We start from the raw sequence: 13,241 nt of genomic DNA on the forward strand, positions 1-13,241 counted from the left end.
GACGCAATCGTGACTTGGCTTGACTTGATTATGTGCCATCAGTATGGTCCGCGCGGCTTTTGAGGGTGTTGGGCGTAATTTCCATTCAGCCGCGGCGTTTCGGGTCTTCGTTGCATGACACAGGGCACGGGACACGGCGACAATGGAAATGGCGATAAGTCGCCCGAGGAAGCTGCGCTTTCCGAACGGCTCGGAAGTCTTAGTCAGCGGTTGTCCGAAATTCGCGACCGCAGGATCAAGACCGAGCAACCCGCAGGTGACGGTGGAGACGGAGCGGCCAGAGCCTCGGCGATGGCGCTTGGTTTCCGGCTATCCTCCGAGTTGATCGCCGGCGTCGTTGTCGGAGCGGGGATTGGCTGGGGGTTCGACCGCTTGCTGTCGACGTCGCCTTTCGGGTTTATCGTGTTCACGCTGCTGGGCTTCGTGGCTGGCGTGGTGAACGTGGTGAGGTCGGCGGGGGCGGGTCAAAACAGACGCGGCGGTTCGTAGCCGATCCGGCCAGAGGAATTGATCGTGCCGGCCTCGCCGGTACGGGCCGGCCCGGCCGGCAGACCGAGACCAGCCGGCTTGCCCGGCAGACCGAGAGATGCCGCGCGGATGAAAATCGACCCGATCCACCAGTTCAACATCGAGCCTCTCTTCACGATCGGCCATATCGGCAACCACACGATCGCCTTCACCAATTCGTCGCTCTACATGCTGGTAGCGGTCGCGGTGATCTCGATCCTGATGCTCGCCAGCGGCACGCAGCTCGTTCCCGGACGCCTCCAGTCCGTCGCCGAGATCTCCTACGAATTCGTGGCGTCGACCATCCGCTCGACCGCCGGCGCGGAAGGCATGAAGTTCTTCCCGCTGATCTTCTCGATCTTCATGTTCATCTGCGTCTCGAACCTGGTGGGCATCATTCCCTACACCTTCACGGTCTCGAGCCACCTGGTGGTCACGGCGGCGCTGGCGCTGTTGGTGTTCTTCACTGTCCTGATCTACGGTGTCTACAAGAACGGCCTGAAATTCTTTAAGATTTTCGTTCCCCACGGCGTCCCCGGCTACATCCTGCCGCTGGTGATGTTCATCGAGATCCTGTCGTTCTTCCTGCGGCCGGTCTCCCACAGCGTCCGTCTCTTCGCCAACATGCTGGCCGGTCACATCGCGCTGAAGGTGTTCGCGGGCTTCGTCGCCATGCTCGGCGTCTCGCTCGGCGCCATCGGCTGGATCGGCGGCGTGCTGCCGCTGGCGCTCACCGTCGCGCTCACCGCGCTGGAGCTCCTGGTCGCGTTCCTCCAGGCCTATGTGTTCGCGATCCTGACCTGCATCTACCTGAACGACGCCATTCATCCGGGACACTGAGCGGTCCGGGGAATTTCCACCCACAACCCAATCTTTCTTCCAAGGAGTCTAAAATGGATCCGGCAGCAGCAAAACTTATCGGCGCGGGCATCGCGTGCATCGGCATGGGCGGTGCGGGCGTCGGCGTGGGCGTGATCTTCGGCAACTACCTCGCCGCAGCGGTGCGCAACCCGTCGGCCGCCCAGGGCCAGTTCGGCAACCTGATCTTCGGCTTCGCCGTGACCGAAGCGCTCGGCATCTTCTCGCTGCTGATCGCGCTGCTTCTGCTGTTCGTTCCGCTCTGAGGACGTTCTCGCGCCGCTCGAAACCTCGGGCGGCGCGCTTGAAAGCAACAGGAGAAACCCATGGCTGAGAGTCATGGCGGGGCAAAAGGCCCGGAGGCCAATGCCCACACCGAGGCCGATGGCGGTCACCACGGCGGCGGCTTCCCGCCGTTCGAAAGCAGCACCTTTGCTTCGCAACTGGTGTCGCTGGCGATCTTCTTCGTCCTGCTTTACGTAATCGTGTCCAAGCTCGCCTTGCCGCGTGTCGGCGGCGTGATCGAGGCGCGTCAGAACAAGATCGAGGGCGATCTCGCCGAAGCTCAAAAGCTGAGGGATCAGTCCGACGCAGCGCTGAAGGCCTATGAGGCCGAGCTCGCTTCGGCACGGTCCAAGGCACAAGCGATCGGCAACGAGACCCGCGAGAAGCTGAACGCACAGGCGGAAGCCGAGCGCAAGTCGCTGGAACAGCAATTGGCCGCGAAGCTTGCAGAGGCGGAGAAGACCATCGCCTCGACCCGCGCGACCGCCATGAGCAATGTCCGCGGCATCGCAGCCGATGCGGCCGGCACGATCGTGCAGCGGCTCACGGGCATCGTTCCCGACTCGGCGTCGGTCAATGCCGCGGTCGATGCGTCCCTGAAAGGTTAGCCGATATGTTCCTCGAACCTGAGTTTTGGGTCGCCGTCGCGTTCGTGATCCTGATGGTGATTTTCGCCTATCTCGGGATCCACAAGACCCTGCTGACGACGCTCGATCATCGCGCCGCCCGCATCAAGGCCGAGCTCGACGACGCCCAGCGCCTCAAGCTGGAGGCAGCCAAGGTGCTCGCGGACTACAAGGCGCGCAGCGCCACGGCCGAGCGCGAGGCTGCCGACATCGTCGCCAACGCCAAGGCCGAAGCCGAGCGCATCGCGGCCGACGCCAAGGCGAAGATGGAAGACTTCGTCGCCCGCCGCACCAAGACCGCGGAGAGCAAGATCGCGCTCGCCGAGGCTCAGGCGCTGGCCGACGTCCGCGCCGCCGCGGCGGAAGCCGCCGTCCAGGCCGCTTCGACCATCCTGTCGCAGTCGGTCAAGGGCCAGGTCGCCGACGACCTGCTCACCAAGAGCATCACCGAGGTCCGGCAGAAGCTGAACTAAGGGCTTTCGTCTTCACGAATCAAAAAAGCCGGCGCGAAAGCGCCGGCTTTTTTGTTTGATGGCGATGCATCCGCAAATCGGGCGTCATCACCCGCGAAGGCGGGCGATCCTGTATTCCAGAGACGTCTGAGCGATACGCAGACGCCGCGGCGTATTGGATGCCCCGGTCAAGCCGGGACATGACAGTGGAAATTGCGGCGGCTTATTTCTTCTTACTTCTTCTTCCGCCGCGCCTTCGGCTCGGGTGACAGCGCCTGCGGGTCGAAGCCGACATAGAAGATGTAGGAATCGGCGACCGCCGCCGAGGGCACCGGATAGACCATGTCCTCGGCGACGAAGGTGAAGGGCACGCTGCCCCCCTCCGGCAGCTCGACCGTGGTGCGATAGGCTTTCGAGGCGATCACCTTCTCGCCGACCCCGCCCTGCACCACGGCGACGCGCAAGGGCACCTCGATCGTGCTCGGCGCGCCGGCGGGACCGGCGATGACCCGGCCCTGGATGCCGATGCGCGCGGTGATCTCGCCGCCGTTGCGGATGCATTCGCGCGCCATCTTGGTGATCGTGGCCTGGAAGCGCACGTCGTTGCCGACAGCCTGCTTGCCGGGAGCCCCAGCCGCATAGGTGGACGCTCCGGCACGGACGGTGACCTGGGGACAATCGACGTCGTCATCGGCCGGCGGCTGGCCCGGTGCGGGCGCCGGCTTGGTCTCGGCGGGCTCGTCGGACTTGCCCCCGAACAGGCTCTTGAAGCGGTCGGTCAGCGACTGCGCCGCAGCCGGCGAGACGGAAGCGAGCGCAACCGCCAGCGCCAGCGCGATCACCGGCCCCCGGCGCTGCGCAGTCCGCGATGATCGAAGCTCCTTCACCATGAACGCCCGTACTCCATGACAATGCCCCGGCAAGTGGCCGGCTCGCTGCGGGTTATATCGTCAAAATCGGCGAACCCAAGGCAGGAAACAAGCAGGAGAGAAGGCGGCAAGGCCCAGACTTTGGCCGCATGGACGCCCGGCTCAGCCGCGGAAATCCTCGTGCAGTAGGCCGAACAGCAGGTGGTCCTGCCAGATCCCGTTGATGCAGAGATAGCGCCGCGCCAAGCCCTCGCGGGAGAAACCGCACTTCTCCAGCACCCGGATCGACGGCACATTGGTGGGGATGCAGGCGGCCTCGACCCGGTGCAGGTTGAGCTCGCCGAACAGCGTCGGCAGCAGCACCCGCAGCGCCGCCGTCATGTACCCCCGATGGGCATGGGGCTGGCCGACCCAGTAGCCGATGGTGCCGGCCTGGACGATGCCGCGCCGGACATTGGCGAGCGTGATGCCGCCGATCATGGCGCCGTCGAGCTCGCGGAAGATCAGGAAGGGGTAGGAGCGGTCCGCCGCGATATCCTCGGCATAGCGGCGCAGGCGGCGGCGGAAGCCGGAGCGGGTGAGATCGTCCGACGGCCAGATCGGCTCCCAGGGCGTGAGATAGTCGCGGCTGGTTTCGCGCAGATGCGCCCATTGCAGAAAGTCCGACATCTGCGGGGCACGCAGCAAGAGCCCGTTGCCGCGCGGCGCGAGGGCGGCGGGTCCACTGGATGGCAGGCGAAAGAGGGCCATGGTGATGCTTCCCGGGGCGCCGACAGGCCTTGCGCAGCTCCTAGTGGAGCCGCGCCTTGGCGCGCGCCCGGGTCAATCCTTCCGCAAAAGACACCGCCGTGTCCAGACCCCTTCCGCTGCCCAATGCAACCACCGCAGGGCGGCTGCGCGAAAGCAGCGCACGCGCCGCGTCGCGCGTCGATTCGACACTAACGGCGTCGATCCGGGCCACCAGTTCCTGCACCGTCTGCGGCCGCCCATAGGCGAGCACGTGCCGGGCGAGCTGCTCGGCGCGCGAAGAGCAGCTCTCCAGCGCCATCAGGAGGCCGGCCTTCATCTGCGCCTTGGCGCGCGCGACCTCGGCCTCGGTGAGCGTCTCCACCGACTCATTCATGATATCGACGACGACTTCCATCATCTCGGGCGCGTCGGCGGGGTCGGTGCCGGTGTAGAGGCCGAAGAAGCCGGTGTCGGTATAGGGTGCGTGGAACGTGTAGATCGAGTAGCAGAGGCCGCGCTTCTCGCGCACCTCCTGGAACAGCCGCGACGACATTCCGCCGCCGAGAATGTTGGTGAAGACCTGGAGCGAGAACAGCGACGGCTCGGTCTGCTGCACGCCCTCCAGCGCCAGCGTCAGGTGCGCCTGCTCGAGCTCGCGATGCACCACCTTTGCGCCGCCCTGGCCGAACGTCGCCGCCTGCGGCTTCGGGCCCGGTGTCGCCTCAAAGCTCGCAAACCGCGCCTCGACCTCGGCAACGACCCGGCTGTGATCGACGGCGCCGGCGGCCGCCACCACCATGTCCGGCCCGCGGTAATGCGTCGAGAGATAGCCGCGCAGCATGTCGCGGTTGAAGCCGCGCAGCGTCTTCGCGGTGCCGAGCAGCGAGCGGCCCATCGGCTGGTCGGGATAGCAGAGCTCGTTGAGATGCTCGAAGACGACGTCGTCGGGCGTGTCCTGCGCCGCGCCGATCTCCTGGACGATGACGTTCTTTTCGCGCTCGAGCTCCTCCGGCTCGAAGGCGGGATTGGCGAGGATATCGGCGAGCACGTCGAGCGCGAGCGGCACGTCGGCCTTCATCACCCGCGCATAATAGGACGTCGTCTCCGTCGAGGTGCCGGCATTGAGATCGCCGCCGACCGCCTCGATCTCCTCGACGATCTCGCGCGAGGAGCGCCGCGTGGTGCCCTTGAACGCCATGTGCTCGAGCAGGTGCGAGATTCCGTGCTCGTTCGGCTTCTCGTCGCGGCCGCCGACGCGAGCCCAGACGCCGAGCGCAGCGGTCTCGACGTGGGGCATGTTGTCGGTGACGACGGTGAGGCCGGACGCAAGCTTGGAGATCTCGACGCTCATCCGGCTACTCCCTGTTTTGCGGCGCGGCTGACCGACAGCACGAACCGCTCCACCTCGGCCTGATCGTTCTTCACCACCTTCATGTGTTCGGATTTGGTCATCAGACCATCCAGCCAGGCCGGCAGTTGCGGCCGCATGCCGCAGGCCGCCTCCACCGCATCAGGGAATTTGGCCGGATGCGCGGTGGAGAGCACGATGCCTGGCACGGTCGTGTCTGTCGTGTCACGGTCGGCGACCGCCAGCGCCACTGCGGTGTGGGGATCCACGAGCTCGCCGGCCTCGCGCCAGGCGGCACGGATCGCAGCCGCCGTCTCGGTCTCATCGGCGCGGCCCGCGTCGAACTCCTCGCGAATCGCCGCGAGCATGGCGTCGGGCAGGACGAAGCGCCCGGACTGCTTCAGCGAATCCATTAGACGGCGCACCGCGGCGGCATCGCGGCGGCTCGCCTCGAACAGCAGCCGCTCGAAATTCGAGGAGATCTGGATGTCCATCGACGGCGAGGCCGTGGCATGCACCTCGCGCACCTCGTAAATCCCGGTCTTGAGCGTGCGCGCCAGGATGTCGTTGACGTTGGCGGCGATGTGCAGGGTCCTTACCGGCAGACCCATGCGCTTCGCGACGTAGCCGGCAAAGATGTCGCCGAAATTGCCGGTCGGAACGACGAAATCGACCGCGCGCGCCGGCGCGCCGACCGCGACCGCTGAGGTGAAGTAGTAGACCACCTGGGCCACGATGCGCGCCCAGTTGATGGAGTTGACGCCGGATAGCGCGGTCGCATCGCGGAAGCGGTGATTGTTGAACATCCCCTTCACGAGCGCCTGGCAATCGTCGAACGTGCCTTCGATCGCGAGCGCGTGGACATTGGCCGCACCCGTCGTCGTCATCATCCGTTGCTGCACTTCGGAGATGCGCCCGTGCGGGAACAGCACGATGAGATCGACATTCTCCAGTCCCGCAAACGCCTCGACCGCGGCGCCGCCGGTATCGCCCGAGGTCGCGACCACGATGGTGGTGCGCTGGCCGCGCTTGGCGAGCACGTGATCCATCAGCCTCGAGATGAGCTGCATCGCGACGTCCTTGAAGGCGAGCGTCGGACCGTGGAACAGCTCCAGCACGAACTGATGCGGCGACATCTGGCGCAGCGGCACCACCGCCGGATGGCGGAAGGTGGCATAAGCCTCATTGGCCATGCGGCCGAGCTCGGCGTCCGAAATCTCACCGCCGGCGAACGGACGAATCACGTCGACCGCGACCTCCCAATAGGGACGGCCGAAGAAGCCGGCGATCTCATCGGCCGAGAGTTGCGGCCAGGTCACGGGCACATAGAGGCCGCCGTCACGGGCAAGCCCGGTCAGCATCACGTCGCAGAAGCCGAGTTCAGGGGCCTCGCCCCGGGTCGAGATATAACGAGTCAAACCACCCTCCAAAGGCCGGCCCAAGCTTGAACCTGCGCCTTAAGCCTTTGATTTCATGATATTCCTAGTCCTTGAGCCAGAGGCTTAAGGGCACCATAAAGTGTTTTGCCGCCCCGGGAAACCGCTTCCGCCCCGCTTCTTCGTCCACGAAAAAGGGCTGCGGCGATGCCGCAGCCCTCTCTTGGAAGGCCTGTCGTTGATTTGCAGACCCGTTTGCCTCGTCCGGGACGCCTACCCGTTGAATTGATCCCGCGAGCTTTCTTCACCTGTCATCGGACCATCAAGGACAAAAACGACGCGTCAGGACAAATGTTCCGATTTTTCCCGGTGCGCCATCTGATCGCGATCACTGCGAGCAGGCGTAGCGCATGCTCCGGATTTCCATTTCTTCCCGACATGGCGGCCTACCGAACCGCCTGCAGCCCCAAGCAGCGTCCGGTCCCTGCCGGGACGATCAATTCATGCCGATTTCGACGGCGATCCGGATCAGATCGGAATGGTTCTTGGCGCCGAGCTTCTGCTTGAGCAGGGAGGTGGTGTTGGCAACCGTCTTGTAGGAGATGCCGAGCGCCTCGGCGACCTCGACGATCTTGTCGCCGCGGCTGAGCAGGCGGAGAATTTCGAGCTCGCGCGGTGTCATCTGCGAAGCCGGGTTGGCCTTGACCGCGGCGCCCGAGAACGTCACGGCCTCTGCGAGCTGCGGCGAGATGAAATTGTCGCCCGCGACTACCTTGCGCACCGCCTTCAGCAGGATCCTTGGATCGTCGCCCTTTGAGACGTAGCCCTGCGCACCCAGTTCGACCGCCCGTACCACGAAAGCCGGATCGTCGTTCATGCTGAACATGATGACCTTGGCGTCCGGATCGTCCTTGCGGATCCGCCGCATCAGTTCGAAGCCCGATACGTCCGGCAGGCTGATGTCGATGACAATCACGTCAGGACGCTTGCTGACATAAGCGCGGTGGCCGGATTTGGCGTCGCTCGCCTCGTCGACGCGGATCGACTGGTCGGACGCAAACAAGGTCCGGCAACCGGACAGAACCACGGGATGGTCGTCGACGATAAGGACCCTGGTTGCGGTTTTGGCGGTATCTTGCATCGCGCACTCTTGTTTTACCACTCATAGACCGACGGGAACAAATGGAAAGAGAGAAATTCGCCAATACGCGTTAGAATTGACCTAATGTGGCAGCGGCTTTCGTTCAGGACCCAGTTATTCCTCCCGCTCGGCGTGATGTTTATCACGGCGCTGATCATGGGCGGGGTGCTGCTGCACGAATTCGCGACCAGTCAGCTTGCCGACGAGAACGAGCCCGGACGGCGCGCGGCCGTTGTCGTGGCTGCGGCACTAAACGATGCACTGCGCGCCTCCGACAATCCGCGGCAGACGCTCGATGCGTTTGCCCACTCTCTGGGCGCATCCTCCGATATCCAATTCCGCTCTGTGGAAGCAGGTCAAGCGCCCTCCCCGAAGGATGCGTTGCGCGACACGCATAGCATCCCGCAATGGTTCACCGACCTGCTCGCCATTCCCGATGTGAGCGCTGCGTCACCTGTCGAGATCAACGGCAACCATGTCGGCGACATCGTATTCCAACCTGATCTATCGGCAGACATGTTCGAAAAATGGGTCGGCTTCCTGGCACTCACCTGCTTCATCGTCGCGCTGACCGGGCTGACCGGAATTATCGCTTATGGATTCGCTGGATCAGCGCTGCGTCCGCTGCACAATCTCGGCCAGGGCCTGACGCGGATGCGGCGCGGCGAATACGCAAAGCCGATCCCGGTCGGCGGGCCGCCGGAAATCAGGCAAAGCTGCGAGGAAGCCAATGCGCTCGCGCGCACGCTCGAACAGTTGAGCCAGAATAATCGCGAACTGTTGCACCGCCTGGTATCGCTCCAGGATGACGAGCGGCGCGATCTCGCACGCGAGCTGCACGACGAGCTTGGACCACTGCTGTTCGGCATTCGCGCCGGTGCGATCGCATTGCTCGAGACGGCGCCGAACGATGCGGGAAATCTCGGCAATTCGGCGCAACAGGTTGTGCTGTCGGTCGAGGCGCTGCAGCAGGCCAGCCGTCGCATCCTCGACCGGTTGCGGCCGCTCTATATCGAGGATCTCGGCCTTAAGACCAGCGTGCAGACGCTGCTCCAGAATTTCCGCAAGCAGGCGTCGCACGTCGACCTGACGGCAGCGATCGATCCTGCACTCGAGCGGATCGAGGGGCCGCTGGCGCAGACGGTCTATCGCGTGATCCAGGAGGCGCTGACCAACGTTCTGCGCCATGCCAAGGCGAGCAGCGCGCATGTGCAGGCGACCGTCGACGGCGCCGCGCTCGCTATCGAGATTTCCGACGACGGCCGCGGCTTTCCGGCCGACAACGTGTTCGGCCGCGGCCTGACCGGCATGCAGGAGCGGGTGCGCGCGCTTAGCGGATCGCTATCACTGCTGCGCGCCAACGAACGCACCTATGTGCGTTGCCGCCTGCCGGTCGCGACGATGCGGGACAAGCCGGCATCCGGCTAAAGCGCGATGAGATTAGGATAAATCGTCATCGCGCTTTAGGTTATTGTTTGAGCATGATCTTTTCGGAAAACCGCTGCACACTTTTCCGGATCATGCTCTAGCACACGCAGGCGTCGTGCAAGTCCTGCCATGCCGGCGCGCACAGCATTCTCTCGATCTTGCCTTCGGGACTGAAGCGAAACGAGACGCGGATGTGCAATGAGCCCGCGACCGAATATTCGAGATCGACGCCCGGTGGCATCGGCGCGATCTCCTCCAGGGCGAAACCTGCTAACGAGAACGCGTTGAGTTGCGACCGCCAATAGGTTTCGAGCTCGCTGCGGCCGCGATAGCGGCGCGTGTCGTTGCATGTGCATTCGAGCGCGGCATCATCCGCATAGAGGTCGAGCAGCGTCGCAAGGTCGCCCTTCCGGCAGGCATCCACCCAATCGACGACAATTCCCATCTGATCGAAATCGCTCACGTCGAAATCCTGTCTGCCACGGAAAATTGAGGGCGGCTTAGGGCTACCCTCGTGAATATGGGCTGAACAATAAACCCCGGAGAATCCCGGGGTTCCCTCGGGGCATCGCTCCGGGGGTCTAAATTTAGCTCTGCCGCCGTCCCCTCACCCAGACGCCGAAGGCGACCAGCACGGCGCCCGCAAGCGCGAACCAGGTGATGGCGTATTGCAGGTGATCGTCCTTCAGATGCACGTCGAGCGGGCCCGGCCGCGGAATGCCGTTCTGGGGCGCGGGCTGCTCGAGGTCGACATAGAATGGCGCGACCGCGCCCCAGCCGAGCGCGCTGGCGATCGCCAGATGATCGCGCGCGAACCACAGCCGCTTGTCGCGGTTTTCGGCCGGCGTCAGCCAGCCCGGCGCCTCGGGAAAGCGCAAATAGCCGGTGAGCGCGATCGGCTTTCCCGTCACGAGCTTCTTCACCGCGCGGTCCTCGACCGCCCGGTCCTGCATCGTGTTCTCGACGAAGCCCGCATCGATCACGACCGTTTCGCCGCTCGGCAAACGCGCCGGCAGGAACGCCCAGGTACCTGGCCCGGAGGCGTCCTTGCGCACGGCGGAGCCGGACGAGTAGACCATCGCATCCGGCAGCGGCGCGTAGGCCGCGGTGAAGCTGACGCGGCGGAACTCGTCGCTCGCGGCATTCAGCGTGCCCCAATGCGCCGGCGGGGGAAGCGCGATCGGCACGGCCGCGAGCCGTTCCGTCAACGCGGCGATCAATTCATGCTTGGCGACGCGGCGCTGCAACTGCCAGACGCCGAGCGCGATAAGGACCGCCGTCATCAGCAGCGTGAACAGCGCGAAGCCGGCCACGCGAGGCTTGCGCGCAATCCCGTTCATTTCTCGCGGTCGATCAACCGGCCAGGCGCCGCCTTGTGGTGGAATTGCAGGGCGATCAACAGCGACTTCATCGCGCGCAGCGGCAGTAGCGTGGTCGCGAGGATCAGCGGCAGCCACAGCACGGCATGGAGCCAGAATGGCGGCTGATACTTGACCTCGACGACGAGTGCGCAACCGACCACGATCGCGCCGGCCAGCATGATGATGAAGATCGCAGGGCCGTCACCGGAGTCGATGAAGGCATAGTCGAGGCCGCAATGGTCGCAACGCGGGGCGAGCGTCAGGAAGCCCGCATAGAGCTTGCCCTGGCCGCAACGCGGACATTTGCAGGCAAGACCGCGCATCGCACTTTGCAGGACAGTCGTCTGGGACTCGGAGGTGCCGGCCATATCGTTCATGATGAAGGAGCCTATCACAGTTCTGCCGAGACTTCCGGCTGCGTGAAAGCGAAAGGGCGGCCTGCCGGCCGCCCTTTCCAAGGTCGAACGCGTCGCGACTTCAGTGCGCGCCGTGCGCCATGGTCTCGGCGCCGCGTCCCCAGACGTAGATGCAGAGGAACAGGAACAGCCAGACCACGTCGACGAAGTGCCAGTACCAGGCGGCGAACTCGAAGCCGAGGTGCTGCTTCGGCGTGAAGTGGCCGGCATAGGCGCGCGCGAGGCACACGATCAGGAACACGGTGCCGACCAGCACGTGGAAACCGTGGAAGCCGGTCGCCATGAAGAAGGTCGCGCCGTAGACGTTGCCGGCGAACGAGAATGCGGCGTGGCTGTACTCATAGGCCTGCACGCAGGTGAAGGTCGCGCCGAGCAGGATGGTGAGGATCAGGCCGTACTTCAGGCCCTGGCGGTCGTTCTCGAGCAGCGCATGGTGCGCCCAGGTCACCGTCGTGCCGGAGGTCAGCAGGATCAGCGTGTTGAGCAGCGGCAGATGCCAGGGGTCGAAAGTCTCGATGCCGTGCGGCGGCCAGGTGCCCGGCACGCTACAGGCGCCGGCCTGGGTGCCGAGGCCGCAGCCGAACACCGCGTCGCGGGTGGCATGGACGGCATCGGCCGGGAACAGCGCCGCGTTGAAATAGGCCCAGAACCAGGCGACGAAGAACATCACCTCGGAGGCGATGAACAGGATCATGCCGTAGCGGTGGTGGAGCTGCACGACGCGGGTGTGGTCGCCCTTGTACTGGGCTTCCTTGATCACGTCGGCCCACCAGCTCGCCATGGTGTAGAGCACGCCGACGGTGCCGATGCCGAAGATGATCGGCGCGGCCGAGAACATGTGATGCATCCAGCCGATCGCGCCGAACGCCATGACGAAGGCCGAGAGCGAGCCGACCGCCGGCCACGGCGAGGGATCGACCAGATGATAGTCGTGATGCTTGCCTTGCGCTGTGGCCATTACCGTCTGTCTCCTCAATCCCGTGCCTGTCCGGCACTTATCCCCTTAGATTCCAACCCCGGTACGTGCGCCCGGCAATCAGAGATTTCCTTTGCGTTTGTCGTCCTCGCCCGAGGCGAGCGGCTTCACCACCGGCTCGCGCACCGGATAGAACGTGTAGGACAGCGTGATCGTGCTCAGCCCGTCATTGTCGTGATCGCTGACGATCGACGGATCGACGTAGAACACCACGGGCATCTCTCGCTTCTCGCCGGGAGCCATGGTCTGCTCGGTGAAGCAGAAGCAGTTGATCTTCTGGAAATAGGATCCGACCGTCAGCGGCGCGACGTTGTAGGCGGCCTGGCCCGTGGTGGTGCGTGCAGCCTGATTGGTCACGGTGTAGTAGATCGTCGTGACCTGGCCGATATTGACCTCGACCTCGCTCTGCTCAGGCTCGAACTTCCAGGGTAGGCCGGGTGCGACATTGGAGTCGAAGCGCACCGTGATCTTGCGCGCGATTGGCCCCGAGGCCGGCGCCGATGTCGCGACTTGCGTCGTGCCGTTGAAGCCGGTGGCGCGGCAGAACCAGTTGTAGAACGGCACCGCGGCATAGGATGCGCCGACCATCAGCGCGACCACGCCGCCGCAGATCGAGGCGACCAGCGCGTCGCGGCCGAGGCCCTTCGTGGCCCTCCGGCTCTGATCACGCGATATGGTCGGCTTCTGATTCATCTTTCCTACAATGGCCGGACTAGCACCGCCGGTCCCTTGACCATGGTGACGGCGAAGAACAGCACCACGAGCACGCCGAGCGCGAGCGCGATCGCGATCGAGCGATGACGACGGCTCCTCTTTTGCGCCTCGGTGAGGACGATTCCATCTGGATCTGGTTTGTCGGCCATTCCGTT

At 64.6% G+C, this 13,241-nt stretch carries 17 protein-coding genes; 6 read left to right on the plus strand and 11 right to left on the minus strand.

Translation table 11 applies throughout. The features are described 5' to 3' along the window. Positions 1–114: 114 nt before the first annotated feature. The 5 genes from MTR72_RS29800 (at position 115) to MTR72_RS29820 (ending at position 2,749) form a co-directional block, all read left to right on the plus strand. Positions 115–489 (plus strand): AtpZ/AtpI family protein, encoded by a 375-nt coding sequence (locus MTR72_RS29800; protein ID WP_280967002.1) that lies wholly within the window; start codon positions 115–117, stop codon positions 487–489. A gap of 108 nt (positions 490–597) precedes the next feature. Beyond that, complete coding sequence (locus tag MTR72_RS29805) at positions 598–1,347, plus strand: F0F1 ATP synthase subunit A (protein WP_280967003.1); 750 nt, start codon at positions 598–600, stop codon at positions 1,345–1,347. Positions 1,348–1,400: 53 nt separating this feature from the next. Then, positions 1,401–1,631, plus strand: coding sequence for a F0F1 ATP synthase subunit C (locus MTR72_RS29810; RefSeq protein ID WP_007599451.1), 231 nt, complete (start codon positions 1,401–1,403; stop codon positions 1,629–1,631). 60 nt (positions 1,632–1,691) lie between these two features. Beyond that, positions 1,692–2,258, plus strand: a complete 567-nt coding sequence (locus tag MTR72_RS29815; RefSeq protein ID WP_280967007.1) for a F0F1 ATP synthase subunit B — start codon at positions 1,692–1,694, stop codon at positions 2,256–2,258. A gap of 5 nt (positions 2,259–2,263) precedes the next feature. Continuing rightward, on the plus strand, positions 2,264–2,749 hold the full coding sequence (locus MTR72_RS29820; protein ID WP_280967008.1) for a F0F1 ATP synthase subunit B family protein: 486 nt from the start codon (positions 2,264–2,266) through the stop codon (positions 2,747–2,749). 212 nt (positions 2,750–2,961) lie between these two features. On the opposite strand, the gene MTR72_RS29825 is transcribed toward MTR72_RS29820, so the two are convergent. The 5 genes from MTR72_RS29825 to MTR72_RS29845 form a co-directional block, all read right to left on the minus strand. Continuing rightward, positions 2,962–3,618 carry a hypothetical protein gene (locus tag MTR72_RS29825; RefSeq protein WP_280967009.1) on the minus strand — a complete coding sequence of 219 codons (657 nt, stop codon included), beginning with the start codon at positions 3,616–3,618 and terminating at the stop codon, positions 2,962–2,964. 141 nt (positions 3,619–3,759) lie between these two features. Continuing rightward, positions 3,760–4,347 carry a GNAT family N-acetyltransferase gene (locus MTR72_RS29830; RefSeq protein ID WP_280967011.1) on the minus strand — a complete coding sequence of 196 codons (588 nt, stop codon included), beginning with the start codon at positions 4,345–4,347 and terminating at the stop codon, positions 3,760–3,762. A gap of 40 nt (positions 4,348–4,387) precedes the next feature. Beyond that, positions 4,388–5,677, minus strand: coding sequence for a M16 family metallopeptidase (locus MTR72_RS29835; RefSeq protein WP_280967012.1), 1,290 nt, complete (start codon positions 5,675–5,677; stop codon positions 4,388–4,390). Next, a complete protein-coding gene (thrC, locus tag MTR72_RS29840) occupies positions 5,674–7,092 on the minus strand; it encodes a threonine synthase (RefSeq protein WP_280967013.1) in 1,419 nt (472 codons plus the stop codon). The genes MTR72_RS29835 and thrC overlap by 4 nt, the downstream gene beginning before the upstream one ends. A gap of 454 nt (positions 7,093–7,546) precedes the next feature. Further along, positions 7,547–8,191 carry a response regulator transcription factor gene (locus MTR72_RS29845; RefSeq protein WP_280967014.1) on the minus strand — a complete coding sequence of 215 codons (645 nt, stop codon included), beginning with the start codon at positions 8,189–8,191 and terminating at the stop codon, positions 7,547–7,549. Between the two features lie 84 nt (positions 8,192–8,275). On the opposite strand from MTR72_RS29845, the gene MTR72_RS29850 reads away from it, so the two are divergent. Further along, the gene (locus MTR72_RS29850; RefSeq protein ID WP_341511647.1) at positions 8,276–9,619 is read left to right on the plus strand and encodes a histidine kinase; all 1,344 of its coding nucleotides are present in this window, start codon (positions 8,276–8,278) and stop codon (positions 9,617–9,619) included. 97 nt (positions 9,620–9,716) lie between these two features. On the opposite strand, the gene MTR72_RS29855 is transcribed toward MTR72_RS29850, so the two are convergent. The 6 genes from MTR72_RS29855 to MTR72_RS29880 form a co-directional block, all read right to left on the minus strand. After that, entirely contained in the window at positions 9,717–10,082 is a 366-nt protein-coding gene (locus MTR72_RS29855) for a nuclear transport factor 2 family protein (protein WP_280967016.1), read from the minus strand. Positions 10,083–10,206: 124 nt separating this feature from the next. Continuing rightward, positions 10,207–10,959, minus strand: coding sequence for an SURF1 family protein (locus tag MTR72_RS29860; RefSeq protein ID WP_280967017.1), 753 nt, complete (start codon positions 10,957–10,959; stop codon positions 10,207–10,209). Beyond that, the gene (locus tag MTR72_RS29865; RefSeq protein WP_280967018.1) at positions 10,956–11,357 is read right to left on the minus strand and encodes a DUF983 domain-containing protein; all 402 of its coding nucleotides are present in this window, start codon (positions 11,355–11,357) and stop codon (positions 10,956–10,958) included. Before MTR72_RS29865 ends, MTR72_RS29860 begins: the two co-directional genes overlap by 4 nt. Before the next feature lie 100 nt (positions 11,358–11,457). After that, positions 11,458–12,354 (minus strand): cytochrome c oxidase subunit 3, encoded by an 897-nt coding sequence (locus MTR72_RS29870; RefSeq protein WP_280967019.1) that lies wholly within the window; start codon positions 12,352–12,354, stop codon positions 11,458–11,460. Between the two features lie 78 nt (positions 12,355–12,432). Further along, positions 12,433–13,065, minus strand: coding sequence for a cytochrome c oxidase assembly protein (locus MTR72_RS29875; protein WP_280967020.1), 633 nt, complete (start codon positions 13,063–13,065; stop codon positions 12,433–12,435). A 5-nt stretch (positions 13,066–13,070) separates the two neighbouring features. After that, a complete protein-coding gene (locus MTR72_RS29880) occupies positions 13,071–13,235 on the minus strand; it encodes a CoxF protein (protein WP_280967021.1) in 165 nt (54 codons plus the stop codon). Positions 13,236–13,241: the final 6 nt, after the last annotated feature.

Origin of the sequence: Bradyrhizobium sp. ISRA442, from assembly GCF_038085055.1 — a bacterium.
Lineage (GTDB): Bacteria > Pseudomonadota > Alphaproteobacteria > Rhizobiales > Xanthobacteraceae > Bradyrhizobium.